Here is a 22119-nt window from a genome sequence, read left to right as displayed (position 1 = left end):
CGGTCCGTGGGGGGGATACGGACCGGCCCGAGGGGGGGGTTCCACCATAACCCTTCGTAAAGCGTCCTGCGTGCATTGCCGCAAAACGATTACGCTCCGAATCCGCCCAGCAGCACTCCGGTGAGGGCTCCGGCGGCCATGAACGGGCCGAACGCGAACCCCTGGTCACGGCCCGCCCGGCCCCGCAGCACAAGGCCGAGGCCGTACACGGCGCCGTAGAACAGCCCCAGGAACGCCCCGGCGGTCCATACCCCCCACCCGTACCACCCAAGAGCGACCCCCAGCGGGAGCGCCAGCTTGACGTCGCCGAAACCCATCCCGGCGGGGTTGATCAGGAACAGCAGGAGGTACGCGGCCCCGAGCGCGAGTCCGCCCAGCAGCGCGAGCCGCCACGACCCGGCGGCGCCGGGCAGCAGCGCGGCCGCGCCGAGCAGCGCGGCGCAGGCCGCGGCCAGGGGCAGGGTGAGCACGTCGGGCAGCCGGTGCACGGCGCGGTCGACGAGGGCCAGCAGCACCAGGACGGGCGCCAGCCCGGCGAACACCGCCGCCTCGGGGCGCGGCCCCACGGCGGCGGCGAGGGCCGCGCACACGCCGGCGGTGGCGACGGCGGGGCCCGTCCGGCCCCCGCGCCCCGGGGCGGCACCCAGCCATCCCCGCACCCCGCGGTGGCGGTGGCCGCGCCAGGGCTCGCCCGGGGGCACCGAGAGGCGGTGGGCGGCGCGGGGCAGGAGGAGGCCGGCGGTCGCGCCGTACGCGGCGGCGAGGATGATCACGAGGGCGCCCATCCGGCGACGGTAGGCCGGTGCGCCGCCGCGGGCATGGGCCCCGGGGCCCAACACCGCCGCCCGAGGCCGTGCACAGCCGCGCCGGCGTGTGAGGGGCGGGGGACCGGGGGCGGAGCCCTGGGGGGAGCCCCCGGGGGAGCCCCTAGGGTGGCCCGCATGGCGCACTGGCAGGACGGCCCCGGCACCCTCCGCATCGGCGGCACCGGCACCGCGATCCCCCTGGAGGTCGCCGCCTCCTACCGGGCCCGCACGCGCGGGCTGCTCGGGCGCGACGGTGTCGAGGGGGCGCTGCTGCTGACCCCGGCGGGGAGCGTGCACACCTTCCGGATGCGGTTCCCGATCGACGTGGCCTACCTTGACCGGCACCTGCGCGTCATCGCCCTGACCACCATGCCCCCCGGCCGCCTGGGCCTGCCCCGCCTCCGCTCCCGGCACGTCCTGGAGGCCGAGGCGGGGGCGATGGCCGGCTGGGGCCTGGCTGTGGGGAGCCTGGTGAGCGTCTCGACCGGGACTGGGTGACGCGCCGTCCGGGCGGTAGGTTGGGGCGGTTGAGCTGGGGTCTCAGGGGAGCGGCATGACGGAGAACGCGCGGATCAAGGCGCTGGAGCAGATCATGCCGGCGACGCACGGCGCCGACGAGGACATCGACTGGCAGGCGGCCGAAGCCGTCTGGGGGACCCGTTTCCCGGCCGACTTCGTCGCGTTCATGGGGCGTTACGGCGCCGGCTCCATCAACGGCGAGGCCGGCATCCTGCTGCCGCTGCCCAAGCCCGGACTCCAGTGGGACCCGGCCGAGATGGCCGAGGAGACCGCGAACGCCCGGCAGGTCTGGGAGGCCGAGGGCGGCCGGGCCGCCTTCGACGTGGACCCGGAGTCGATCATCGCCTGGGGGGTCACCGGCGGGTCCGACATCCTCTGCTGGCTCACCACCGACCCCGACCCGGACCGCTGGCCGGTCCTCGTCGCCGGCCGGCACACCGCCGACGCCTTCGCCGTCTACCCGTACGGCATGGCCGAATTCCTGCTGCGGCTGTGCTCCGACGAGTTCGACGTCAGCCCCGTGAGCATCACCTTCTGGGACGCGGGCCACCTGAGCTTCGTGCACTGGCGCAAGGCCCAGCGGCGCTGGCAGGAGGGCCGCAACCCCGAGACGGGCGAGCCCGACCCGTACGCCGGCGAGTTCGCCGACTAGAGACCGCCCCCGCCGAAAACCGACCCGAGCCCGTTTCCCCACCGGAAACGGGCTTTTCGGCATGTCTACGCGCGTCAAATTCCTCCGGCTCACATCGGAAAACACAATTCCGAAATCCCTCGCTTGGAGCATTCACCACAAGTACCGCCCCCGTGGAATCAACCGCACCGCCGTCAGGAGAGAATTCCGGCCAGACGGGCCACGGCGGGACACCCCAGCCCGGAGCAACTCATAAGTAACAACGGGAATCAAAAGAAAATCAGGGGTATCCACTCGTGCGAAGAAGAATGTTCGGCGCGGCCGCCACAGCGGCCGCGTTCGGCCTGCTGATACCGCTGTCCGGCTGCGGAAGTTCCTCCGGGGACGAGGGCGACGGCGACACGCTGCGCCTGATCGCGGCCGAATACGGCAACACGTCCGCCAACAGTTCCAAGGCTTTCTGGGACAAGGTGACGGCCGATTTCACCAAGGCCAATCCCGGAATCAAGGTCAGCGTCAAGCTCATCCCGTGGGCCGACATCGACCGTGAGGTCTCCCGTATGGTCCAGGCCGGCAACGCGCCCGACATGGCGCTCATGGGCTCCTACTCCGACTTCGCGGCCCAGGGCAAGCTGTATTCGGCGGAGGAACTGCTCTCGATCAGCGCCGAGGCCAACTTCCTCCAGCCCCTCGCCGAGGCCGGGTCCGTCGGCAACACCCTCTACGGCATGCCCTTCGTGGCGAGCAGCCGCCTGCTCTTCTACAACACCAAGCTGTTCGCGGACGCGGGCCTCGTGCCCAAGGACGGCTCGGCCACCTGGCAGCCCAAGACGTGGTCGGACCTGCAGGCCGCCGCCAAGGCGCTCAAGGCCAAGGGGGTGCGCTTCCCGTACGCCCTGCCGCTGGGCCCCGAGGAGGCCCACGCGGAGGCGATGATCTGGGAGCTGACCAACGGCGGCGGCTATGCCGACAGCAGCGGCAACTACAGCCTCGCCTCGGACAAGAACATCGAGACCTTCAACTGGCTCAAGGAGAACATGGTGGGCCCCGGGCTGACCGGCCCCACCCAGCCCTCGCAGCTCAACCGCGCCGACGCCTTCGCCGCGTTCCTGCGCGGGGAGGTCGGCATGCTCAACGGCTACCCGTCCCTCTCGCACGAGGCGCGCGCCAAGGGCATCACCGTCGGCGCCGTGGCCATGCCGGTCTCGGACTTCCTCGGCACCGGCGAGACCCCGCCCGCCGTGGGCGTGGCCGACTGGATGATGGCCTTCAAGCAGAACGGCAAGCGCAAGGAGATCGGCAAGTTCCTGGACTTCGTCTACCAGGACAAGAACCTGTCGGACTTCGCCGGCCGCTACCACCTGCTGCCCTCGACGGTCACGGCTTCCCGCACCCCCTCGGGCGGCGGCCTCGACAAGAACGACGAGCAGTTCCTGACCGCCCTGCGCGGCGCGCAGCTCTACCCGGTCAACGACCCGGCCTGGGTGACGGTCAGCGACACCATCAAGCGCAACATCGGACGGGCCGTGGACCCGGGCGGCAGCCCGAAGGCCGTCCTGGAGGACATCGCCGCGAAGGCGAGCGCCGCTTCCCGGAAGAAGAACTGAACGTCCCCCGGAAGAAGGGACCTTCGCCTCCCCTGCCGCACCCATCCCGTACGGCAGAATGGCCGACGGCACTTGATCCAAGGCCGCGGCCCCGTCGCCCGTCGGGCACCCACAAGGTGCGCGGGGCGGCAGGCCTCCCCTCCGCGGGCGCCCTCCCGGCCCCGCTCCCCTCCCCCGCTACGCCCCGCCGTTCTCCGCGGAGAACGCCGTCCGGTACCGCTCGCAGCCGGAGTCCCAGTTCAGGGTGCCCGTGAGCGTCCCGTAGTGGGTGCGCGTGACCGACCACTCCACCGTGTAGGCGCCCGTGTCGCACGCGATCTTCGTGCCGCCGGGGACCTTGTGGCGCCCCGTCGCCGGCCGGTCGGCCAGCTTCTGTTCCACTTCCGCCCGCGCGACCCCCTTCGCGTCGCGCAGCACTGCGCGCACCACGATCGGGTGCTTGCCGTTCTTGGTGGTCAGGCCCTTGTTCACCAGCACGTCGGAGACCGCCCAGGCGAACTCGTACGAGGGCGTCCAGGCGAGCGTGCTCGGGTCGCCGACCTGGCGCTCGTCCCTCGGGTCGCCGGGGCCGACGGGGCGGGAGACCGTCTTGTACTGGATGCCGGGGTGGAAGCGGACCTGGCCCTCCAGCTTGTGCTTCTGGTCCTTGGTCCACAGGGACTTCATCTCGTGCTCGCCCCCGGCCGGGTCCTGGAGGTACCCGGTGCCCGGTGCCGCGGCGGCGGAGGCCTGGGTGAGGGCGGGGGCGACGGCCGCGGCGGCCGCGGCGAGGGCGAGGGCGGCGGTGCGAGTGCGCTTCATGCCCGGACCAACGGGACCCCGCGGCGGGCCGGAACGACGCCGCGCGCGCGTTCACCCGTACGGGAGCGGGCGGCGGACGCACAGGTGACAGATTCCGTCCGCCGCCGGAATCGGCCGCGCCGCACCTCTGGTTGTGTGTGCCCGGACGGCGGAGCGATCCGCGTACGGCTACGGGGGATGACATGGACGTGAAGACGGGCGGCACGGTCGCGCCGGGCTGGGAGACGGTCCGGGCGGAGTTCGAGGAGTTCGCGGCGCTGGAGCCGCACTCGCCCGAGGCTCAGCTGGCGGTGCGCCACCACGGCCGGACCGTGGTGGACCTGTGGGCCGGGGAGGACACCGACGGGGACACCCTCAGCGGCGTCTTCTCGGTCACGAAGGGCGCGGCCCACCTGGTGGTGGCGCTGCTGGCGCAGGAGGGCGTACTGGACCTGGAGCGTCCGGTGTCGGCGTACTGGCCGGAGTTCACCGGGCACGGCAAGGAGCGGCTGACGGTGCGGCAGCTGGTCGCGCACGGCTCCGGGCTGATCTCCTCCGACGAGGGCTTCTCGTACGAGGAGGTCGCGGACGACGCGTTCCTCGCGGACCGGCTCGCCCGGCAGGAGCCGTTCTGGGAGCCCGGTACGGCCTACGGCTACCACGCCTTCGTGATCGGGGCGCTGACGGGCGAGGTGGTGCGGCGGGCCACGGGCCGCTCCCTCCAGGAGGTCTACGAGGAGCGGCTGCGGGCGCCGTACGGGCTGGACCTGTACATGGGGCTGCCGGCGGAACTGGAGGGCCGCTGGAAGCCGGTCCTGGAGATGCTGCCGACGCCCGCCCAGCGGGAGCTGCTCGCGGCGGGCGGGCCGCTGCCGGAGATGCTGCGGACGGCCTTCAACCAGCACCACGAGCCGCCGATGGACGTGGTCGCGTACGCCAACCACCCGAAGGTGAAGGCCCTCGGCCCGGCCTCGGCCGGCGGCATCGGCACGGCGCGTGGCGTGGCCGCCCTGTACGCGGCGGCGATCAGCGGGCTGGACGGCCGGGGCGCGCTGCTGGAGCCGGCGACGCTGGCCGGCGTCGCGCGGCTTCACACGCCGGGCGAGGACCGGGTCACCTCGGAGGCGGACCACTTCTGCCTGGGCTTCGAGACCCAGGCCGCGGTGGGCCCGGAGGCCTTCGGGCACTGCGGCGCGGCGGGCGGGCAGGGCTTCGCCGACCCGGTCACGGGGGTCGCGTACGGGTACACGCGCCGCCGCTTCGGCTTCCCGGGCGGGCTGGCCCCGGAGAACGGGCGCCTGACGGCGGCGGTGCTGAAGGTGGCCCGGGGGCTCTGAGGAGCCGCCTCAGGCCTGGAGCCCGGGGGCTCCGGCCTAGGGGGTGTGTTCTCAGGCCTGGCCGGTCTCGAAGCGGCTGATGTGGCCGTCGGAGACGGTGAACCGCCAGGCGGTCCGCATCTCGCCCCAGGTGTCGTTGCGGTAGGTGACGAGGAGGGAGCGGCCGCCGTCGGTCTGCTTCTCGACCGACATGTGGCCCCGGGACGAGAAGATCTCGCGGTCCGCCCAGTCGGCCAGGTCGCGGTCGGAGCCGTCGTCGGACATGGTCGCGCCCGGGGTCAGCACGGTTTCGAAGGCGGCCCGGTCACCCGCGTTGACGGCGGTGACGAAGGCGCGGACGGCGGGATCGGTGAGCTGGTCCGGCTTGATCATGGGGTCTCCCGGTCGTGTCGTGGTCCTGTGTACGGCGCTGCGCGCGACCAGGGAACACCCCCGGCGGGGCCGGCGGGCCGACCCTCACCCGTTCGCCGCCCGGCGGCGTGTCAGGACGCGTCGGGGGCGGTGCGGACCGGGAAGCCGGTGGGGCGGCCCTGTTCCTTCAGCCAGGCCAGGACCTGGTCGAGGGCGGCGACGGTCTGCTTGCGGTCGCCGCCGCCGTCGTGGAAGAGGATCGTGGGGCCGTTGCCGATCTCGCGCTTGACGGCGTCGACGATGGCGGCGGTCCCGGGCTTGCCGAAGTCCTTGGTGTCGACGTTCCAGCCGAGGGGGCGCATGCCGGCGGCCGCGGCGATCCTGCGGCTGTCGGGGGTGAAGGCGCCGCCGGGGGCGCGGTAGTACTCGACCTTGGCGCCGCCGCCCGCGGCTTCCTCGATCAGCTTCTTCGCGTCGAGGATCTGGGCCTGCTGGTAGGCGACGGGCTTCTTGTCCATGGAGGTGTCGTGGTCCATGGAGTGGTCGCAGAGCCGGTGGCCGGCCGCGACGACCTTCCTGACCAGGTCGGGGTGGGCCCTGGCCTGCGGGCCGATCATGCAGAAGACGGCCTTGACGTCGTACGTGGCCAGGACGTCGAGCACCTGCGGGGTCCAGCGGGGGTCGGGGCCGTCGTCGATGGTGATGTTGACGGCGTTGCCGCCGGCCTCGGAGGCGTGGGCGATGCTGTCGGGCGTCCCCGCCGGCTTCGCGCCCGGTGCGGCGCCCGGGTCGGTCCCGCCCTTGGGGTCGTCCGTGCCGGCCGGGCGGGCGGCGTTCCCGGGGCGGTCGGGGCCGTCGTCGGGGGCAACGAGGGCCGTCACGCCCCAGATGGTGGCGGCGACGGCGGCGGCCGAGGCGCCGACGGCCAGCCGGTTGCGGAGGCTGTGCTTCTGCGTGCTCGTCATGTGTCCACTCCCCATCCCGCCGTGCAAGGGTCCTGTGGGTCATGACGCCTGGGATCCTGGCAGGGTTCCACCCAATTGCCCAATAAATTCCAGGTAATAAGGACTTTGGTCCTCAATAACCTCAGTTGTCACCCCTGTTGCCGGGTTTGGGGAGGGCATGCGAAAGGCGGGTGCGGTCCGGGGGGAACCCGGGCCGCACCCGCCTCTCGGGGCGTGGGGCCTCAGTGTGCGAGGGAGTCCTGCGGGGCCTGCGCCGCCTTGGCCGGCTCAGCGCCGGCCGGGGCGGGACCCGCGCCCCGCAGCGGGACCTCCTTGACGAACCAGGCGAGCACGAAGCCCAGTACGGCGATCGCCGCGCCGAGCAGGAACGCCGCGTGCGTACCGGAGGCGACCGCGTGCTGGTAGGCGTCCCGCACGGCCTCCGGCAGCTTCGCGAGGCTCGCCGCGTCGAGCTGGGCGGAGCCGGCGGCCCGGGCGGCATCGGGGCCGAGCCGCTCGGACATGGTGTCCGTGACCCGCGAGGTGAACAGGGAGCCCATCAGGGCCACGCCGAAGGAGCCGCCGAGGGTGCGGAAGAGCGTGGCGGAGGAGGAGGCGACGCCCATGTCCTTCATGTCCACGCTGTTCTGCGCGACCAGCATGGTGATCTGCATCAGGAAGCCGAGACCGGCGCCGAGGACGGCCATGTAGAGGCCGGAGACCAGGCGGGTGGTGCCGGTGTCCATGGTGGCGAGCAGGAACAGGCCGACGACCATGAGCGCGCCGCCGACGATCGGGAAGACCTTGTACTTGCCGCTGCTGGTGGTGATCCGGCCCGCGACGAGCGAGACGGCCATCATCGACAGCAGCATCGGCAGGAGCAGCAGGCCGGAGTTGGTGGCGGAGGCGCCCTGGACCGACTGCTGGAAGAGCGGGAGGTAGAGCACGCCGCCGAACATGGCGAAGCCGACGAGGAAGCCGATCACCGACATGAGGGTGAAGTTGCGGCTGCGGAAGATGTGCAGCGGGATGACCGGCTCGGCGGCCTTGGTCTCGGCGTAGAGGAACGCGGCGGTGGACAGGACTCCGACGGCGACGAGGCCGATGATCTCGGCGGAGCCCCAGGCGTACTCGGTGCCGCCCCAGGTGGTGACGAGGACGGTCGAGGTGATGGCGACGGTCAGCAGGGCGGCGCCGATGTAGTCGATCTTTCCTTGCGTCTTCTTCTTGGGGAGGTGCAGCACCGCCGTCACCATCGCCAGGGCGACGGCGCCGAGCGGGAGGTTGATGTAGAAGGACCAGCGCCAGCCCATGTGGTCGGTGATGGTGCCGCCGACCAGCGGGCCGCCGATCATGGCCAGGGCCATCACGCCGGCCATCATGCCCTGGTACTTGCCGCGCTCGCGGGGCGGGATCAGGTCGCCGATGATCGCCATGACGCCGACCATCAGACCGCCGGCGCCCAGGCCCTGGACGGCGCGGAAGCCGATGAGCTGTCCCATGTCCTGGGCCATGCCGCTGAGCGCGGAACCGATGAGGAAGATGACGATCGAGGTGAGGAAGGAGCCCTTCCGCCCGTACATGTCGCCGATCTTGCCCCAGATCGGCGTGGAGGCGGCGGTGGCGAGGGTGTAGGCGGTGACCACCCAGGAGAGGTGTTCGAGGCCGCCGAGCTCGCCGACGATGGTCGGCATGGCGGTGCCGATGATCATGTTGTCGAGCATGGCCAGCAACATTGCGATCATGAGGGCCATGAGAACGACACGGAGACTGCGGGGCTCCACCTCCTCGGAGCTCTCGGTCGCCGTGGTGTTCTTCGCCATGTCCACTCCCCGTTGATGCGCAACCGCCCCGGGCACTTACTTGCCGCCCGGCTAGTTCACTACACTGGGGACGGTAGACCCGTCACTTGCCGGGCGTCAAGTAAGTACCTGGGAGAGCCATGTCCAGCACCGGTCCGCAGCAGCCGCGGCGGGGGAACACGCGTCAGCGCATCCAGGACGTCGCACTGGAGCTCTTCGCCGAGCAGGGGTACGAGAAGACCTCCCTGCGGGAGATCGCGGAACGTCTGGAGGTCACGAAGGCGGCGCTGTACTACCACTTCAAGACCAAGGAAGACATCATCATCAGCGTCTTCGAGGACCTGACCCGCCCCATCGACGAGCTGATCGAGTGGGCGCAGGAGCAGCCGAGGACGCTGGAGACCAAGCGGGAGGTCCTGCGCCGCTACAGCGAGGCGATGGCGGCGGGCGCGCCGCTGTACCGCTTCATGCAGGAGAACCAGGCCACGATGCGGGAGCTGAGCATCGGGGAGACGGTCAAGCGGAGGCTGTTCACCCTGGTGGAGCTGCTGCGCAACGAGGAGGGCCCGCTCACGGACCAGGTGCGCTGCGTGAGCGCCCTGTTCACGCTGCACGCGGGGATGATGTTCCTCCAGCACGTGGAGGGGGATCCGGAGGAGACCCGGCTGGCGGCCCTGGACGTCGCGACGGACCTGATCACCCGGGCCCACCACGGAGACGCGTAGGCCCCGCCCTCCGGACCGGACCAGACCGGACCGCCCGACCGCCGACGGCGGCGGGCCGGGCGCGGGAAGTCAGGCGCCGCTGTCGCCGCCCGGCGGCGTCGCGGAGTTCTTCGCGGCGAGGGAGCGGCGCAGTACGGGGACGGCGATGCCGAGGGAGCTGCCGATGGCCAGGCCGAGGCCTATGTTGTCGAACACGAGGAGCCCGAGCAGGATGCCGACCGACATGCCGGCCGACAGGCCGATGGCGGTGTCCCTGCCGTAAGCGGCTTCGTTCGCAGCGGTCTTGTCTTCTTCATGCGCCATGCACGCATTGTGTCAGGCGCTCACTTGTCCACGGCCATGGCCAGCTCGAACACCCCGCTGTTCATGTCCTCGCACAGGGCGCGGCAGGCGCTGAGGAGTTCGGTGAATTCGGGCATCGCCTGCCAGGCCCTCATCGCCTCGGTGCCGGTCCAGCGGGACACGGAGACGAAGTGGCCCGGTTCGTTGAGGTCGCGGATCAGCCGGGCGTGCAGGAAGCCGTCGACGGAGCCCTTGGTCCAGGTCAGGAACTCGGTCCAGCGCAGGATGAACTCGTCCTCCTCGCCCGTGCGCACCTGCCAGTTGCCGGAGGCCCAGTACCTGCTCGTCGTCTCGGACATCGCGCACCACCTCGGGAGTCGGGCCCCTCCACCAGGTTAGGCCGGAACGCCCCTGTCGTCCGCTCGGCGGGACGGGCTCCCCCGTGCGGGGGAAGGCCCGCGGCGCGGCGTACCGGCGACGGGGCGGGGAGGCGGTAGGGCATGGGGTGCACGCTCTGCGGCGAGGCTCCCTGGAGGCCCGATGACAGCGGTGGACCACGCGGCCCAAACCGAACGGCGGGTGCGGCAGGGTTCCGCGGTACTGCGCTGGCTGTCGACCACCGACCACAAGGTCATCGGCAACCTCTACCTGGTGACGGCCTTCGGCTTCTTCCTCTTCGCCGGCCTGCTCGCCCTCGTCATGCGTGCCGAGCTCGCCCGCCCGGGGCTCCAGATCCTGTCGAACCAGCAGTACAACGAGGCGTTCACCATCCACGCCACGATCATGATGCTGCTCTTCGCGACGCCGACCTTCACCGGTTTCGCCAATGCCGTGATGCCGCTGCAGATCGGCGCTCCCGACGTGGCCTTCCCCCGGCTGAACGCCTTCACCTACTGGGTCTACCTGTTCGGCGGGCTCATGGTGGTCTCCGGGTTCCTGACCGCCGACGGGGCGGCCGCCTTCGGGTGGTTCGCGTACGCCCCGCTGAACGGGGCGCTGTTCTCCCCGGGCACCGGACCCGATCTGTGGATCATGGGCCTGGCCGTGGCGGGGCTCAGCACCATCCTGGGCGCGGTCAACTTCATCACCACGATCATCTGCCTGCGCGCCCCGGGGATGACGCTCTTCCGGATGCCGGTCTTCACCTGGAACGTGCTGTTCACCTCGATCCTGGCGCTCCTGGCCTTCCCCGTGTTCACCGCGGCCCTGCTGGCCCTGGAGGCGGACCGGAAGTTCGGCGCGCACGTCTTCGACCCGGCGAACGGCGGCGCGCTGCTGTGGCAGCACCTGTTCTGGTTCTTCGGGCATCCGGAGGTCTACATCGTGGCGCTGCCGTTCTTCGGTGTGGTCAGCGAGATCCTGCCGGTCTTCAGTCGCAAGCCGATGTTCGGGTACGTGTCGCTGATCGGCGCCACGATCGCCATCACCGGCCTGTCCGCGACGGTGTGGGCGCACCACATGTTCGCGACGGGGGCGGTGCTGCTGCCGTTCTTCTCCCTCCTGTCGTTCCTGATCGCCGTGCCGACGGGCGTGAAGTTCTTCAACTGGATCGGCACGATGTGGAAGGGATCGCTCTCCTTCGAGACGCCGATGCTGTGGTCCATCGGGTTCCTCGTCACCTTCCTGCTGGGCGGCCTGACCGGGGTGATGGTCGCCTCGCCGCCGCTGGACTTCCACCTGACCGACAGCTACTTCGTCGTCGCCCACCTGCACTACGTCCTCTTCGGCACGATCGTCTTCGCCACCTTCGGCGGGCTCTACTTCTGGTGGCCCAAGCTGACCGGGCGGATGCTGGACGAGCGGCTCGGCCGGATCCACTTCTGGACCCTGTTCGCCGGGTTCCAGATCACCTTCCTGGTGCAGCACTGGCTGGGCGAGGCGGGAATGCCGCGCCGGTACGCCGACTACCTCGCGGCCGACGGGTTCACCCTCCTCAACACCGTCTCCACGGTGGGCGCCTTCCTGCTGGGGCTGTCCACGCTGCCGTTCCTCTACAACGTGTGGCGCACCCACCGGTACGGCGAGCGGGTCACCGTCGACGACCCGTGGGGCTGGGGCCGCTCGCTGGAGTGGGCTACGGGCTGCCCGCCGCCCCGGCACAACTTCCACGCCCTGCCGAGGATCCGTTCGGAGTCCCCGGCCTTCGACCTTCACCACCCGGAGGTGCCCGTTGAAGGGTGAGGCCTGGCTCTTCACCGGTACGGCCCTGTTCTTCGGGGTCACCACCGTCGTCTACCTGTGGCTGTCCGAGGAGCCGGCGGGCAGTGCCGCGCTGTGCGTGTCCTTCCTGATGTCCTCCCTGGTCGCCGCGTTCCTGTGGCGGCAGTACCGGCGGGGCGGGGAGCGCCCGGAGGACCGTACGGACGCCGAGGTGCGGGAGGCCGGCGGGCGGCGGGTCTTCTTCCCCGGTCCCGGCTTCCACCCGGTGCTGGCGGCGGCCGGGAGCGCGCTGATCGGGCTGGGGGTGGTGCAGGGGCTGTGGCTGTGCCTGATCGGGTTCGGGGTGCTGCTGCCGGGGGTGCTCGGGTTCGCCTTCCGGGACCTGGACCGCCCCGAGTAGTTCAGGCCCGGTCCTCGGGGGGCTCCGGGCGGTCCGGGCCGGCGAGGGTCGCGGCGATCTTCCGGCGCTGCTCCGGGGTGACCGGGTGGGGGACGCCGTCGCGGTAGTACCAGGCGCTGATCGCCGCCCGGGTGCGGGCGAGGGCCCGGCGCGGGAGGGAGCGGGTGGGGTCGCCGTCGTACTCCAGCGGCCGGGGCAGGTCGCGGGCGAGCAGGGTGTAGCGCTCGGCGGCCGGGAGCGCCCGGTTGTCCGGGTGGAAGGCGCCCTCGGCGTCCTGGACGGTCAGGCCGGTCTCCTTGCCGTCCGTCAGGAGTTCGCGCTCGTGCGACTGGAGGGCCAGGCAGAGCCGCCTGGTGAGCCAGAAGACCGCGGCCGGCACCACGAAGAAGGCGGCGCGGAACGTCCAGGTCAGCTGGGGCAGGGGCAGGGCGAAGACGAAGGCGAGGATGTCCTGGGCCCCGGCGAGGAGCAGGACCGCGTACCAGGACAGGGCGGCCGCGCCGAAGGCCGTGCGGACGGGCCGGTCTCGGGGGCGGTCGCAGAGGTGGCGCTCGCCGTGGTCGCCGGTGATCCAGCGTTCGAAGAAGGGGTAGGCGTAGAGCACGGTGAAGAGCAGGCCGGGCATGAGGACGGCCGTCACCAGGGCGTTCCAGGCGATGGTGTGCCCCCACAGCCGGGTCTCGGTGCCGGGCATCAGGCGCAGGGCGCCTTCCAGGAAGCCGATGTACCAGTCGGGCTGGGAGCCGTCGGAGACCAGGTCGGTGCGGTAGGGGCCGTACACCCAGACGGGGTTGACCTGTGCGACGGCGGCGAGGGCGGTCAGCACGCCGGACACGGCGAGGAAGAGACCGCCGGACTTGGCCAGGTACTGGGGGAAGAAGGGCAGGCCGACGGCGTTGCGGGCGGTGCGGCCGGGGCCCGCCCAGTGGGTGTGCTTGAGGTGGAAGACGAGCAGCAGGTGGACGGTGACCAGGCCCAGGAGGAGGCCGGGGACCAGCAGGACGTGCACGGGGTAGAGGCGGGGGACGATGTCGTGGCCGGGGAACTCGCCGCCGAAGGCGAAGAAGCTCAGGTAGGTGCCGACGACGGGGACGGACAGCATGACGCCCTGCGCGATGCGCAGTCCGGTGCCGGAGAGCAGGTCGTCGGGGAGCGAGTAGCCGGCGAAGCCCTCCAGCGTGGCCAGCATGAACAGGGTCACGCCGATCACCCAGTTCACCTCGCGCGGGCGGCGGAAGGCGCCGGTGAAGAAGACGCGCAGCATGTGCGCGCCGATGGCGGCGAGGAAGACGATCGCCGCCCAGTGGTGGAGCTGCCGGATCAGCAGGCCGCCGCGCACGTCGAAGCTGATGCGCAGGGTGGACTGGTAGGCCTGGGACATGAGGACGCCCTGCAGCGGCTCGTAGGAGCCCCGGTAGGGGGTTTCCCGCATGGACGGGTCGAAGAAGAAGGTCAGGTACACGCCGGTGAGGAGCAGGACGACGAAGCTGTAGAGGGCCAGTTCGCCGAGCAGGAAGGACCAGTGGTCGGGGAACACCTTGCGCAGCGTCCCGCGGACGAGTTCCGCCAGCGGCAGCCGTTCGTCGAGGGCTCCGGCCCGCCGCACCACCCGTGCCCTGCGCTTGGACTCCGGCACCGGCCCGCACCTCCTGCCCGCGCGCGCCGCCCGGCGCGTACGCCACGCCACGCTACCGAAACAGGACAGGAGGGGACGGGACGGACACGGCCGGTCAGGGGTGGAGCCGCCGTTCGGACTCGCCGATGGGCACGTCGTTGATGCTGGCCTCGCGGCGGCGCATCAGGCCGTCGTCGTCGAACTCCCACTGCTCGTTGCCGTGGCTGCGCCACCACCGGCCGTCCACGTCGTGCCACTCGTACTCGAAGCGGACGGAGATGCGGTTGCCGGTGTACGCCCAGAGTTCCTTGCGCAGGCGGTAGTCGAGCTCGCGCTCCCACTTCTCGGCGAGGAAGGCGCGGATCTCGGCGCGGCCGGTCAGGAAGCGGTCGCGGTTGCGCCAGACGGAGTCCTCGGAGTAGGCGAGGGCGACCCGGGCGGGGTCGCGGGTGTTCCAGGCGTCCTCGGCGGCCTGGACCTTGGCGCGGGCGGTCTCTTCGGTGAACGGGGGCTTGAGCACGGCGGGTTCCTCTCGGATCACGGATCGGAGAACGTTCGTTCTCAAAGTAGAGAACGAACGTTCTCGCCGCAAGCGGTTCTGCACTACCCTTCACCCCATGGACGACGAAGAGGCCCGCACCCGGCTGCTCGACGCGGCGGAGAAGCTGTTCTACGCCGAGGGCGTCCAGGCCGTCGGCATGGACCGCATCCGCACCGAGTCGGGCGTACCGCTGAAGCGGCTCTACCGGGTCTTCCCGGCGAAGGAGGCCCTGGTCGCCGCCTACCTGGAGCGGCGCGACGCCCGCTGGATCGGCGGCCTGCGGGAGGCCGTGGCGGCGGCCCCGGAACCGGTCCCGGCCGTCTTCGACTGGCTGGCGCGGTGGTTCTCGGAGCCGGACTTCCGCGGCTGCGCCTTCCTCAACGCCTACGGGGAGCTGGGCACCGGCCCCGCCGCGGTGCTGGACGTCGTACGCCGCCACAAGGCGGAGCTCCGCGCCCTGCTGGGCACCCTGACCGACTCCCCCGCCCTCGCGGACCAGCTCCTGATCCTGGCCGAGGGCGCCACCGTGGTGGCCGCCCTGACCCCGGGCCCCGAACCGGCGCTCCGCGCCCGCGAGGCGGCCCTGCGCCTGCTGGAACCCCCCGCCCGCCCGAACGGCTGAGCGGCCCGGCGGCCGGGGCGGCGTCAGTGGCAGTCGACGCCGTGGATGGTCGGCATCACCGGGTCGCCCTCGCGGCTGTGCAGGGTCAGCGCCCCGTCGCGGGCGCCCCAGTCCAGCTCGTACGACCCGGCGGCGACGGGCCGGACGCCGTCGTCGGTGATCCAGGTGCCGCTGGGGGCGGTGAAGCCAGCGCCCTGGACCCCGTACACCGTCCCGTCGCCGATCATCAGGAACGAGTTCTCGCGCACCACGGCCCGGCAGCCGCCCGGCCCCGCCGGTTCCAGCACCCGGTACTCGGCGCCGAGGTCGCCGAGCGCCCCGAGCCCGACGCCGACCACGGCGACCCCGGTGGGCAGGGCGAACGCCGACCACCGCAGAGCGGAGAGCCGGGCCCGCCGCAGGATCCGCAGCGTCACGGCGGCCAGCAGCACGATCCCGCCGACCAGCCAGTTCGGCACCACCCACCCGGGCACGAAGAGGATCACGTCGGTCCAGCTCACGACGGCGGCCAGCAGCGCGCAGAGCACGGCGAGGAAGAACGGCCAGTCCGCCGTCGGTTGCCGCTGCTCTCTGCCCGTGTCCATCCGGCCAGCCTACGGGCCGGTCCGGACGGCCGGTCAGGCGGCCGCGCCCGGACGGCCCGGAGGGCCGGTCAGGAGGCCCGGAGGGCCGCCGAGAGGGCGGGCACGGAGTCCGCCGAGGCGTACACCGTCGTCGCCTCCACCACCCCGGCCGCGCCCAGGTCGAGGCGTACGGGCGGGTCCAGGCGCACGGCAACGTTCACCTCGTCGCTCACCGAAAGGGCCACCGCGTCCGGCTCGCCGGGCACGGGCCGCGGCCCCTTCCCGTCGACGGTACGGACCACCGGCGCGACGGAGCGGACCGCCGGGCGCGGCAGCGTCACGTCCCCGAGGAACCCGGTGCGCAGGACCAGCCGTTCCGCGTCCACCTCGTGCGGATGCCGCAGCACGGTGGCCACCAGGGAGAGCCCGGTCAGGATCAGCAGCACCTCCACCGCCGCGTGCAGCGGCCGGAACGGGGGCGGCACCATCGAGGACAGCAGGGACCCCGTCACGACCTCGGTGGCGACCAGGGGCAGCACCAGCTGCCGCAGCCCCGCCGAGTGCCGCACCCCCGGCACCTTCGGCCGGCACAGCGCCACGGCCAGGAGCGACCTCGCCCACACGCGTACGATCCCCGCCTTGGTCGGTCTGGCGGTCACGGTCCCCGTCATCCGGCCCGTCCCCGTCACGCGGCTCCCCCTCGTTCGGTGTTCCACCCGTTGGATCGACTCCCTCCACATTCGGGCTGGTTCGTGGCGGAGGAAAGTGACAAAAGTCAGCGGAATACCGTGAGGGTTGACCCTCGACCTGGTGGAGGGCCCAGAGTCCCGGGTGTGGAGGACGAGATGCGCAGTATCGGCGAGATGGCCCGGGACAGCGGGCTGAGCGTGAGCGCGCTGCGGTTCTACGACGGGGCCGGGGTGCTGGTCCCCGACTGGGTGGATCCGGTGAGCGCCTACCGCTGGTACGGCCCCGGGCAGTTGGACGAGGCCCGCCTGCTCGCGCACCTGCGCCGGGCCGGCATGCCGCTGGCGGACATCCGGCTGCTGACCGCCGGCTGGGCCGGCGCGGACACCGCGCTGGTGCTGAAGCTGCTCGACGAGCACCTGCTCCGGCTGGAGCGGGGGCTGTCCGGTGCGCGCCGCGAGTTCTCCATGGTCCGTGCCCTTCTCGATTCCAGGGAGACCCCGATGAGTCCGACCTTCGCCCACACCCACACCGCCGCCGTCCGGCTGACCGTGTCCGGGCCCGGGCTGGCCGCCGCGCTGGACGCGGTCCGGTTCGCCGCGAGCACCGATCCGGAGCTGCCGATGCTCGGCGGCGTCCTCTTCGACATCGAGGGCGGGGTGCTGCGCGTGGTGGCCACCGACCGGTACCGGCTGGCCGTCTCCGGGACCGCCCTCGCCGGTTCGGCGGAGTACGACGGTTCCCGGGTGCAGGCCGTCGTCCCGTCGCCGCTGGTCGACGCGATGCGGGCGCTGCTCGGTGACGGCGGGCCCGCGGAGCTGGCGGTCGAGGGGGACAGGGTGGTCCTGGAGGCCGGGGACCGGCAGGCGGGCGGGCGGTGCGCCGGGACCGGCTTCCCCGACTACCGCCGGCTCGTACGGCTGCTGGCGGGGCGCCGGGCCGTGGTGGAGGTGGCCGCGTTCCGCGAGGCGCTGCGCGGCGGGCCGGTCCGGCGGCAGGTGCGGGAGCAGGACGGCGCGGAGTACGAGGTCGTCGCGCTGGAAGTGACGGACGGGGGCGCGGCGCGGGTCTGCGAGCCCGGCACACCGGGGGACGGGGACGCGGCCGGGGGCCGGATCGCGGTCAACCGCGCCTTCCTGCTGGACGCCCTGGCCGCCGGGGCCCGCGACCGCCTGGTCCTGGAGGCCGGCACCCCGGCCACGCCGCTGACCGTCCGCCGGATCGACGACGAGGAGACCTGCTCGCTGCTGATGCCGGTGCGCGTGGAGGACTGACCCGCGTGCCCGGGAGACGCAGGCGGCCTCCCGGCCCTTCCGGACGCGCGCCTCGCGGAGGGCGGCGCCCGGCACCGTCAGGGCTTCACGGCGCGGGCGGCGGGTCCGCGGGACCGGCCCGGAATTCCGCCGCCCGCGCGCGGCGCCGGCCCCGCCACGCCGACGGACTGCGCGCTCGGCATCAGGGTCGGCCGAGCCGCGCCTCCAGCACCGGGGGCAACGGGTAGGGCCGCTCCGGCGGCAGGAGCCGCCGGGCCTGCGCGTCGCGCCCGGCCCGGACCAGGCCGGCCGCCTTGCGGACCTGCGGGGTGAGATCGGTGATGCCGGTGATCCACTCGTCCGCGAACGTGCGGATCAGGCCCCGCCCGATGCCGACCTGGATGCTGTAGTGGTTCAGCGCCGCCCCGCGCGGCGAACGCTCGGGGTCCCACTGGACGTGTACGTCCGCCCGGGCGACGGCGTCCGGGTCCGCGGCGGTGAGCACGGCCCGGGACAGGGCCTCCGATCCCGCCGACTGCCACGGCAGCCGGGAGTTCTTCGGCGACCAAGCGGGCAGCGACTTCGTCTATCTGTCGGTCGAAGACCATGGCCTCGGCATGGTCGGCGCCATCCAGCTCTACCCGAGCGGACAGGGCGCGGTGGAGTTCCGTCCCGATCCGGACGGACCGCCGTTGCCGAAGCTCACCACTCCCGCTCGGCATTGGAGGCGCCGCCTAGGAGACCAACCAGGGGAGGGTGGCCCAGGTCCGGGTCCCGCCGCCGGGCTCGCGGGAGGGCCCGACGCCCCAGTCCCCGCCCTGGTCGCGCACCAGCGCGGCGAAGACCCGCAGGGTGGCCCGGCGGCGGGCCTCGCAGAGGGCGGCCAGGCGGGGGTGGGCGTGCGCGGAGTGGCCGTCGTAGACGATGAGCCGGAGGGCGTCGTCGCGGTGGCGGAGGGAGAGGTACAGCTCCCCGTACGGGTCCATCCGCCAGGCCGAGCCGATGAGTTCGGAGGCCGCTTGGACGGCGGTGGGTTCGAGGGGGTCGAGCGCGTAGGCGTGCAGCGCGGCCCGCACGACCTGCCGGGCGATCCCGGCGGACCGCGCGGAGGCGGGCAGGGTCATGCTGCACGACAGCCCGGGCGGTCTCACGGGGTCGCCCTCGGGGGCGATCGGGCAGGAAGTGGGGGCGGTGTAGAGGTTCTCGGTGAACGGGCTGAGCATCTTCGGCTCCCAAGTCGTCTGCGGTGACGGCGGATTGGCATCGGAAGCTCGACGCGCACGGTGGGCTCTCGGGGCGGGGAGGGTGGCTCGTCGCCGAGGCCGAGGCATGCTGCGGCGATGCACTTCAACTCCCCTGTGTGAGCGGTGCGCTACTCACTGTAGGGCAGTCGGTGATGCCTGCGCCACACGCCTGGTGATGCCTGCACCCCCAGTGGACCGGGCGGGCGCTTCCATGCAGACTGCGGTCATGCCACCCAGGACGTCGCCGACGTACCGACAAGCAAGGCTCGGAGCCGAGCTGCGCAAGATGCGCCTGCGCGCGGGCGCCAGCGCCGAGTTCGCGGCCGGGCTGATCGGCGTCGACCGGGGCAAGATCCCGAACTTCGAGTCGGGCGTCCGGGCCGTGAGCATCGAACGCCTGCGCACCCTCGCCACCCACTACGGCTGTACGGACACGGCCTACCTCGACGGCCTGGCCGCGATGGCGCAGACGAGGACGCGCGGCTGGTGGGCCCAGTACCGGGGCAGGCTGTCGGCCGGCATGCTCGACATCGCCGAACTCGAATGGCACGCCACGCGGTTGCACACGGTCCAGACCGTGCACGTCCCGGGACTCCTCCAGACCGAGGACTACGCCCGCGCCGTCTTCGGCGCGGTCCTTCCGGCACTGCCGCGCCTGGACGTCGAACTCCGGGTCGCCCACCGCCAGGAGCGGCGGTGCGTACTCGACCGCCCCGAACCGGTGCACTACACCGGCTTCGTACACGAGACCGCCCTGCGCATGCAGTTCGGCGGGCGGCGGGCGGCCCGCGCGCAACTGGAGTACCTCGCCGAACGGAGCACGGCCGACCGCATCACCATCCGGGTACTGCCCATCTCCCAGGGCGTCTTCCCCGGCGCCGGACACGCCCTGCTGTACGCCGAAGGCGTGGTCCCGCAGCTCGACACCGCCCAACTCGACTCCGCGCACGGGCCCGACTTCATGCACGCCGAGGACCAACTGTCCCAGTACCGCAGCCACCTGGAGTGGATGGACGCCCACGCATTGGACGATTCCGCATCCCGGGACTTCATCCACCACGTCCACAAGGAACTGTGAGAGCCATGGCCGACATCAGCTGGGAAGAGCCGTACTGCGGCACGGGGAACAACTGCTACCGCATCGGCGTGGACAGGGCCGGCAACAGCTACATCGCCGTCGCGGGACAGGAGGACCGCCCCCTGACGGACAGCCGCGAGGCCCTGTCCGCGCTGATCCGCGACATCAAGGCCGGCAAGGCGGACCACCTGCTGGACGGCTGACGGAGGCGCGCGGTAATCGCCGTTCCCCGGGGATGCATGACGAAGGCATCTGGAGCAGCATGAATTCCAGGGGAATCGGTTCGACCCTGATCCGCCAACTCAACGGTAATCACTCGTCGAACGTTCCACCAACTCATACGCCAGGTAAGTGTTGACCCTTCAACGGTCAATCACACACGGCCCGGGCGCAACCCGGGAATGCCGGAACCAGCACAGGCGATGGGATGTTTCGTCATGTCCAACAATCAACCGACGGGTTTCCCGGCACCGCTCCAGAGTTTCGAGCCGGCCGTCGAACTGCTCCAGGACGCACCGGAGGAGGACGCCAGGAGCGGGCTCGACTCGACGGTCCACGAACGCGCGGACGGGGCGGCGGCCGGAGACACGGATCACTCGGCTCCGCAGCCGCCTCCCGTCGTACCGGCGGAAGAAGTGCCGCAGAACACTCTCGCGGAACGGTGGCGCGAACACGTGGACGCGTCCAGGCAGCGAGGAGGCTGATCATGCCTTACGTCCGCAACAGTCACTCCTCGACGATCCAGGTGGTCGGAATGTACTGGGACCCGCAGATGTGCGGGCGGTACGGGAACTACCGGACCATGGGCTGGTGGCGCATCAAGCCGTACGAGCGCGTCCTCGTGGCGCCCAACAACTACCAGTTCTTCTACTGGTACGCCGAATCCGATGACGGATACAAGTGGGAGGGCCGCTACGGGCCCGTGTACACGTACCTCTACCCGTTCGACTCGTGTCTGGGCATCGGCTCGACCGCGGCGTGGAAGACGGTGACGATGCGCCAGCACGATCAGTTCGCCTTCCCCGGTGGCGTGAACGTGGACACGTGAGCAGCACGCCACGATCACGCAGTCAGGAGCACCACCATGGCCACTCAGCAGGAGGAGGCTGACCGGCGGTACTGTGCCCAGCCTCCGCAGAGAATCCCCGCACTGCCCCCGGACCTCAGCCTTCCGCGGACCAGGGCGATACTCGCCAACCGCGCGAAGTGGGTCAACGGCACGCACGTGCGGTACAGCTTCCTCGACGGCGCCAACGACGGTGTGCCGAAGGCATGGCTGACCGAGGTCCACGACGGTTTCGAGGAGTGGGAGGGGCTTGGGATCGGGCTGCGGTTCCGCCCCGAGGACAACCCTCCGGAATCGGAGATCCGGATCACCTTCGCCGATGACGGGTCGTGGTCGTACGTCGGCACGGACTGTCTCGGCATCGGGTCCGGAGAAGCCACGATGAACTTCGGATGGGACCCGACCACGCCCTACGGCAAGGCCACGGTCCGGCACGAGATCGGGCACGCGCTCGGCTTCTGCCACGAACACCAGAACCCGTTCGCCGGCATCCAATGGAACGAGGACGAGGTCTATCGCCACATGGCGGGTTCACCGAACTTCTGGCCGCCGGAGACGACCTTCCACAACATCATCCGCAAACTCTCCACGCACCAGGTGAGCGGCTCGAAGTGGGACGTGGAGTCGATCATGGAGTACGGCTTCGCACCCGGGCTGATCAAGCAGCCGGAGGCATACCGGAACGGGATCCCGTCCCCGCTCAAGCTGTCCGACCAGGACAAGGAGTACGTGCGCTCGTGGTATCCGCCACTGTCGCGCCACATGGACGTCCTGAGGCCCTTCCAGTCGGCGGTCCTCGGACTCGGATCGGGAGAACAGGCCGATTACGAGGTCGTCCCGGACGCCAGTCAGAACTACCGGTTCGGGGTCTTCGGCAACGCCGACGTGAAGATGGTCCTCTTCGAGGCGTCCGGCGGGGACGACCTCCGCTTCGTCACCGGAGAGGACGACAGCGGCGAGGACCGCAACGGCCGCTTCGAGGTCAAGCTCTTCGCGGGCCGCCGGTACGTCCTGCGCGTCCGGATGTACTCCACGTGGGGTGCCGGGGACGCGTCGGTCATGTACTGGTGACCGTCGACGCCGGCCGACGCCGTCGCCGTGGGCCG

General features: G+C 71.6%; 26 protein-coding genes and 1 pseudogene. 14 read left to right on the top strand and 13 right to left on the bottom strand.

All coding sequences use genetic code 11. The features are described from left to right. Window positions 1–89: 89 nt before the first annotated feature. The gene (locus AC069X_RS01750) at window positions 90–785 is read right to left on the bottom strand and encodes a prepilin peptidase (RefSeq protein ID WP_478723980.1); all 696 of its coding nucleotides are present in this window, start codon (window positions 783–785) and stop codon (window positions 90–92) included. Between the two features lie 156 nt (window positions 786–941). Here AC069X_RS01750 and AC069X_RS01745 point away from each other — a divergent pair, with 156 nt between their 5' ends. The 3 genes from AC069X_RS01745 (at window position 942) to AC069X_RS01735 (ending at window position 3563) form a co-directional block, all read left to right on the top strand. Beyond that, window positions 942–1304, top strand: a complete 363-nt coding sequence (locus AC069X_RS01745) for a DUF192 domain-containing protein (protein WP_478723978.1) — start codon at window positions 942–944, stop codon at window positions 1302–1304. A gap of 55 nt (window positions 1305–1359) precedes the next feature. Continuing rightward, window positions 1360–1977, top strand: coding sequence for an SMI1/KNR4 family protein (locus AC069X_RS01740; protein ID WP_478723976.1), 618 nt, complete (start codon window positions 1360–1362; stop codon window positions 1975–1977). Between the two features lie 275 nt (window positions 1978–2252). After that, window positions 2253–3563 carry an extracellular solute-binding protein gene (locus AC069X_RS01735; protein WP_478723974.1) on the top strand — a complete coding sequence of 437 codons (1311 nt, stop codon included), beginning with the start codon at window positions 2253–2255 and terminating at the stop codon, window positions 3561–3563. Between the two features lie 177 nt (window positions 3564–3740). On the opposite strand, the gene AC069X_RS01730 is transcribed toward AC069X_RS01735, so the two are convergent. Continuing rightward, complete coding sequence (locus AC069X_RS01730; RefSeq protein ID WP_478723972.1) at window positions 3741–4364, bottom strand: hypothetical protein; 624 nt, start codon at window positions 4362–4364, stop codon at window positions 3741–3743. 182 nt (window positions 4365–4546) lie between these two features. On the opposite strand from AC069X_RS01730, the gene AC069X_RS01725 reads away from it, so the two are divergent. Further along, window positions 4547–5680 (top strand): serine hydrolase domain-containing protein, encoded by a 1134-nt coding sequence (locus AC069X_RS01725; protein WP_478723970.1) that lies wholly within the window; start codon window positions 4547–4549, stop codon window positions 5678–5680. A gap of 51 nt (window positions 5681–5731) precedes the next feature. Here AC069X_RS01725 and AC069X_RS01720 read toward each other — a convergent pair whose 3' ends face one another. The 3 genes from AC069X_RS01720 to AC069X_RS01710 all read right to left on the bottom strand — a co-directional run bounded on the left by AC069X_RS01720 (window position 5732) and on the right by AC069X_RS01710 (window position 8729). After that, a complete protein-coding gene (locus tag AC069X_RS01720) occupies window positions 5732–6052 on the bottom strand; it encodes a nuclear transport factor 2 family protein (protein ID WP_478723969.1) in 321 nt (106 codons plus the stop codon). 110 nt (window positions 6053–6162) lie between these two features. After that, on the bottom strand, window positions 6163–6996 hold the full coding sequence (locus AC069X_RS01715; protein WP_478723967.1) for a polysaccharide deacetylase family protein: 834 nt from the start codon (window positions 6994–6996) through the stop codon (window positions 6163–6165). A gap of 221 nt (window positions 6997–7217) precedes the next feature. Then, entirely contained in the window at window positions 7218–8729 is a 1512-nt protein-coding gene (locus AC069X_RS01710) for an MDR family MFS transporter (RefSeq protein ID WP_478724342.1), read from the bottom strand. A 188-nt stretch (window positions 8730–8917) separates the two neighbouring features. Here AC069X_RS01710 and AC069X_RS01705 point away from each other — a divergent pair, with 188 nt between their 5' ends. After that, window positions 8918–9502: a TetR/AcrR family transcriptional regulator gene (locus AC069X_RS01705; protein ID WP_478723965.1), complete on the top strand. Its 585-nt coding sequence runs from the start codon at window positions 8918–8920 to the stop codon at window positions 9500–9502. Between the two features lie 69 nt (window positions 9503–9571). Here AC069X_RS01705 and AC069X_RS01700 read toward each other — a convergent pair whose 3' ends face one another. Continuing rightward, a complete protein-coding gene (locus AC069X_RS01700; protein WP_478723963.1) occupies window positions 9572–9805 on the bottom strand; it encodes a hypothetical protein in 234 nt (77 codons plus the stop codon). 20 nt (window positions 9806–9825) lie between these two features. Then, complete coding sequence (locus AC069X_RS01695; RefSeq protein ID WP_478723961.1) at window positions 9826–10143, bottom strand: antibiotic biosynthesis monooxygenase family protein; 318 nt, start codon at window positions 10141–10143, stop codon at window positions 9826–9828. A 181-nt stretch (window positions 10144–10324) separates the two neighbouring features. Here AC069X_RS01695 and ctaD point away from each other — a divergent pair, with 181 nt between their 5' ends. Beyond that, on the top strand, window positions 10325–11965 hold the full coding sequence (ctaD, locus tag AC069X_RS01690) for an aa3-type cytochrome oxidase subunit I (protein WP_478723959.1): 1641 nt from the start codon (window positions 10325–10327) through the stop codon (window positions 11963–11965). After that, window positions 11955–12344: an aa3-type cytochrome oxidase subunit IV gene (ctaF, locus tag AC069X_RS01685; protein WP_478723957.1), complete on the top strand. Its 390-nt coding sequence runs from the start codon at window positions 11955–11957 to the stop codon at window positions 12342–12344. The genes ctaD and ctaF overlap by 11 nt, the downstream gene beginning before the upstream one ends. 1 nt (window position 12345) lies before the next feature. On the opposite strand, the gene qcrB is transcribed toward ctaF, so the two are convergent. After that, entirely contained in the window at window positions 12346–13980 is a 1635-nt protein-coding gene (gene qcrB / locus AC069X_RS01680; RefSeq protein WP_478723955.1) for a cytochrome bc1 complex cytochrome b subunit, read from the bottom strand. A 94-nt stretch (window positions 13981–14074) separates the two neighbouring features. After that, on the bottom strand, window positions 14075–14479 hold the full coding sequence (locus tag AC069X_RS01675) for a nuclear transport factor 2 family protein (protein ID WP_478723954.1): 405 nt from the start codon (window positions 14477–14479) through the stop codon (window positions 14075–14077). 97 nt (window positions 14480–14576) lie between these two features. On the opposite strand from AC069X_RS01675, the gene AC069X_RS01670 reads away from it, so the two are divergent. Next, entirely contained in the window at window positions 14577–15122 is a 546-nt protein-coding gene (locus AC069X_RS01670; protein ID WP_478723952.1) for a TetR/AcrR family transcriptional regulator, read from the top strand. A gap of 23 nt (window positions 15123–15145) precedes the next feature. Here AC069X_RS01670 and AC069X_RS01665 read toward each other — a convergent pair whose 3' ends face one another. Then, complete coding sequence (locus tag AC069X_RS01665; RefSeq protein WP_478723950.1) at window positions 15146–15706, bottom strand: hypothetical protein; 561 nt, start codon at window positions 15704–15706, stop codon at window positions 15146–15148. 68 nt (window positions 15707–15774) lie between these two features. Continuing rightward, on the bottom strand, window positions 15775–16344 hold the full coding sequence (locus AC069X_RS01660; RefSeq protein ID WP_478723948.1) for a hypothetical protein: 570 nt from the start codon (window positions 16342–16344) through the stop codon (window positions 15775–15777). A 186-nt stretch (window positions 16345–16530) separates the two neighbouring features. On the opposite strand from AC069X_RS01660, the gene AC069X_RS01655 reads away from it, so the two are divergent. Further along, entirely contained in the window at window positions 16531–17646 is a 1116-nt protein-coding gene (locus tag AC069X_RS01655) for a DNA polymerase III subunit beta family protein (RefSeq protein ID WP_478723947.1), read from the top strand. A gap of 181 nt (window positions 17647–17827) precedes the next feature. On the opposite strand, the pseudogene AC069X_RS01650 reads toward AC069X_RS01655, so the two are convergent. Both AC069X_RS01650 and AC069X_RS01645 read right to left on the bottom strand, forming a co-directional pair. Continuing rightward, window positions 17828–18148, bottom strand: a pseudogene (locus AC069X_RS01650) (DUF4291 family protein); the annotation flags it as partial. A gap of 211 nt (window positions 18149–18359) precedes the next feature. Further along, window positions 18360–18848 (bottom strand): ATP-binding protein, encoded by a 489-nt coding sequence (locus tag AC069X_RS01645; RefSeq protein WP_478723945.1) that lies wholly within the window; start codon window positions 18846–18848, stop codon window positions 18360–18362. Between the two features lie 247 nt (window positions 18849–19095). On the opposite strand from AC069X_RS01645, the gene AC069X_RS01640 reads away from it, so the two are divergent. The 5 genes from AC069X_RS01640 to AC069X_RS01620 all read left to right on the top strand — a co-directional run bounded on the left by AC069X_RS01640 (window position 19096) and on the right by AC069X_RS01620 (window position 22084). Further along, on the top strand, window positions 19096–19947 hold the full coding sequence (locus AC069X_RS01640) for a helix-turn-helix domain-containing protein (RefSeq protein WP_478723943.1): 852 nt from the start codon (window positions 19096–19098) through the stop codon (window positions 19945–19947). A 5-nt stretch (window positions 19948–19952) separates the two neighbouring features. Next, a complete protein-coding gene (locus tag AC069X_RS01635) occupies window positions 19953–20150 on the top strand; it encodes a hypothetical protein (RefSeq protein ID WP_478723941.1) in 198 nt (65 codons plus the stop codon). A gap of 234 nt (window positions 20151–20384) precedes the next feature. After that, window positions 20385–20651 carry a hypothetical protein gene (locus tag AC069X_RS01630; protein ID WP_478723939.1) on the top strand — a complete coding sequence of 89 codons (267 nt, stop codon included), beginning with the start codon at window positions 20385–20387 and terminating at the stop codon, window positions 20649–20651. A gap of 2 nt (window positions 20652–20653) precedes the next feature. Further along, the gene (locus AC069X_RS01625; protein ID WP_478723938.1) at window positions 20654–20995 is read left to right on the top strand and encodes a hypothetical protein; all 342 of its coding nucleotides are present in this window, start codon (window positions 20654–20656) and stop codon (window positions 20993–20995) included. A 36-nt stretch (window positions 20996–21031) separates the two neighbouring features. Next, window positions 21032–22084: a M12 family metallopeptidase gene (locus tag AC069X_RS01620; RefSeq protein WP_478723936.1), complete on the top strand. Its 1053-nt coding sequence runs from the start codon at window positions 21032–21034 to the stop codon at window positions 22082–22084. Window positions 22085–22119: the final 35 nt, after the last annotated feature.

The organism is Streptomyces sp. NPDC043896, from assembly GCF_056435605.1.
Note: the sequence above shows the minus strand (reverse complement) of the source record. Positions and strands in the feature narration are given on the sequence as shown.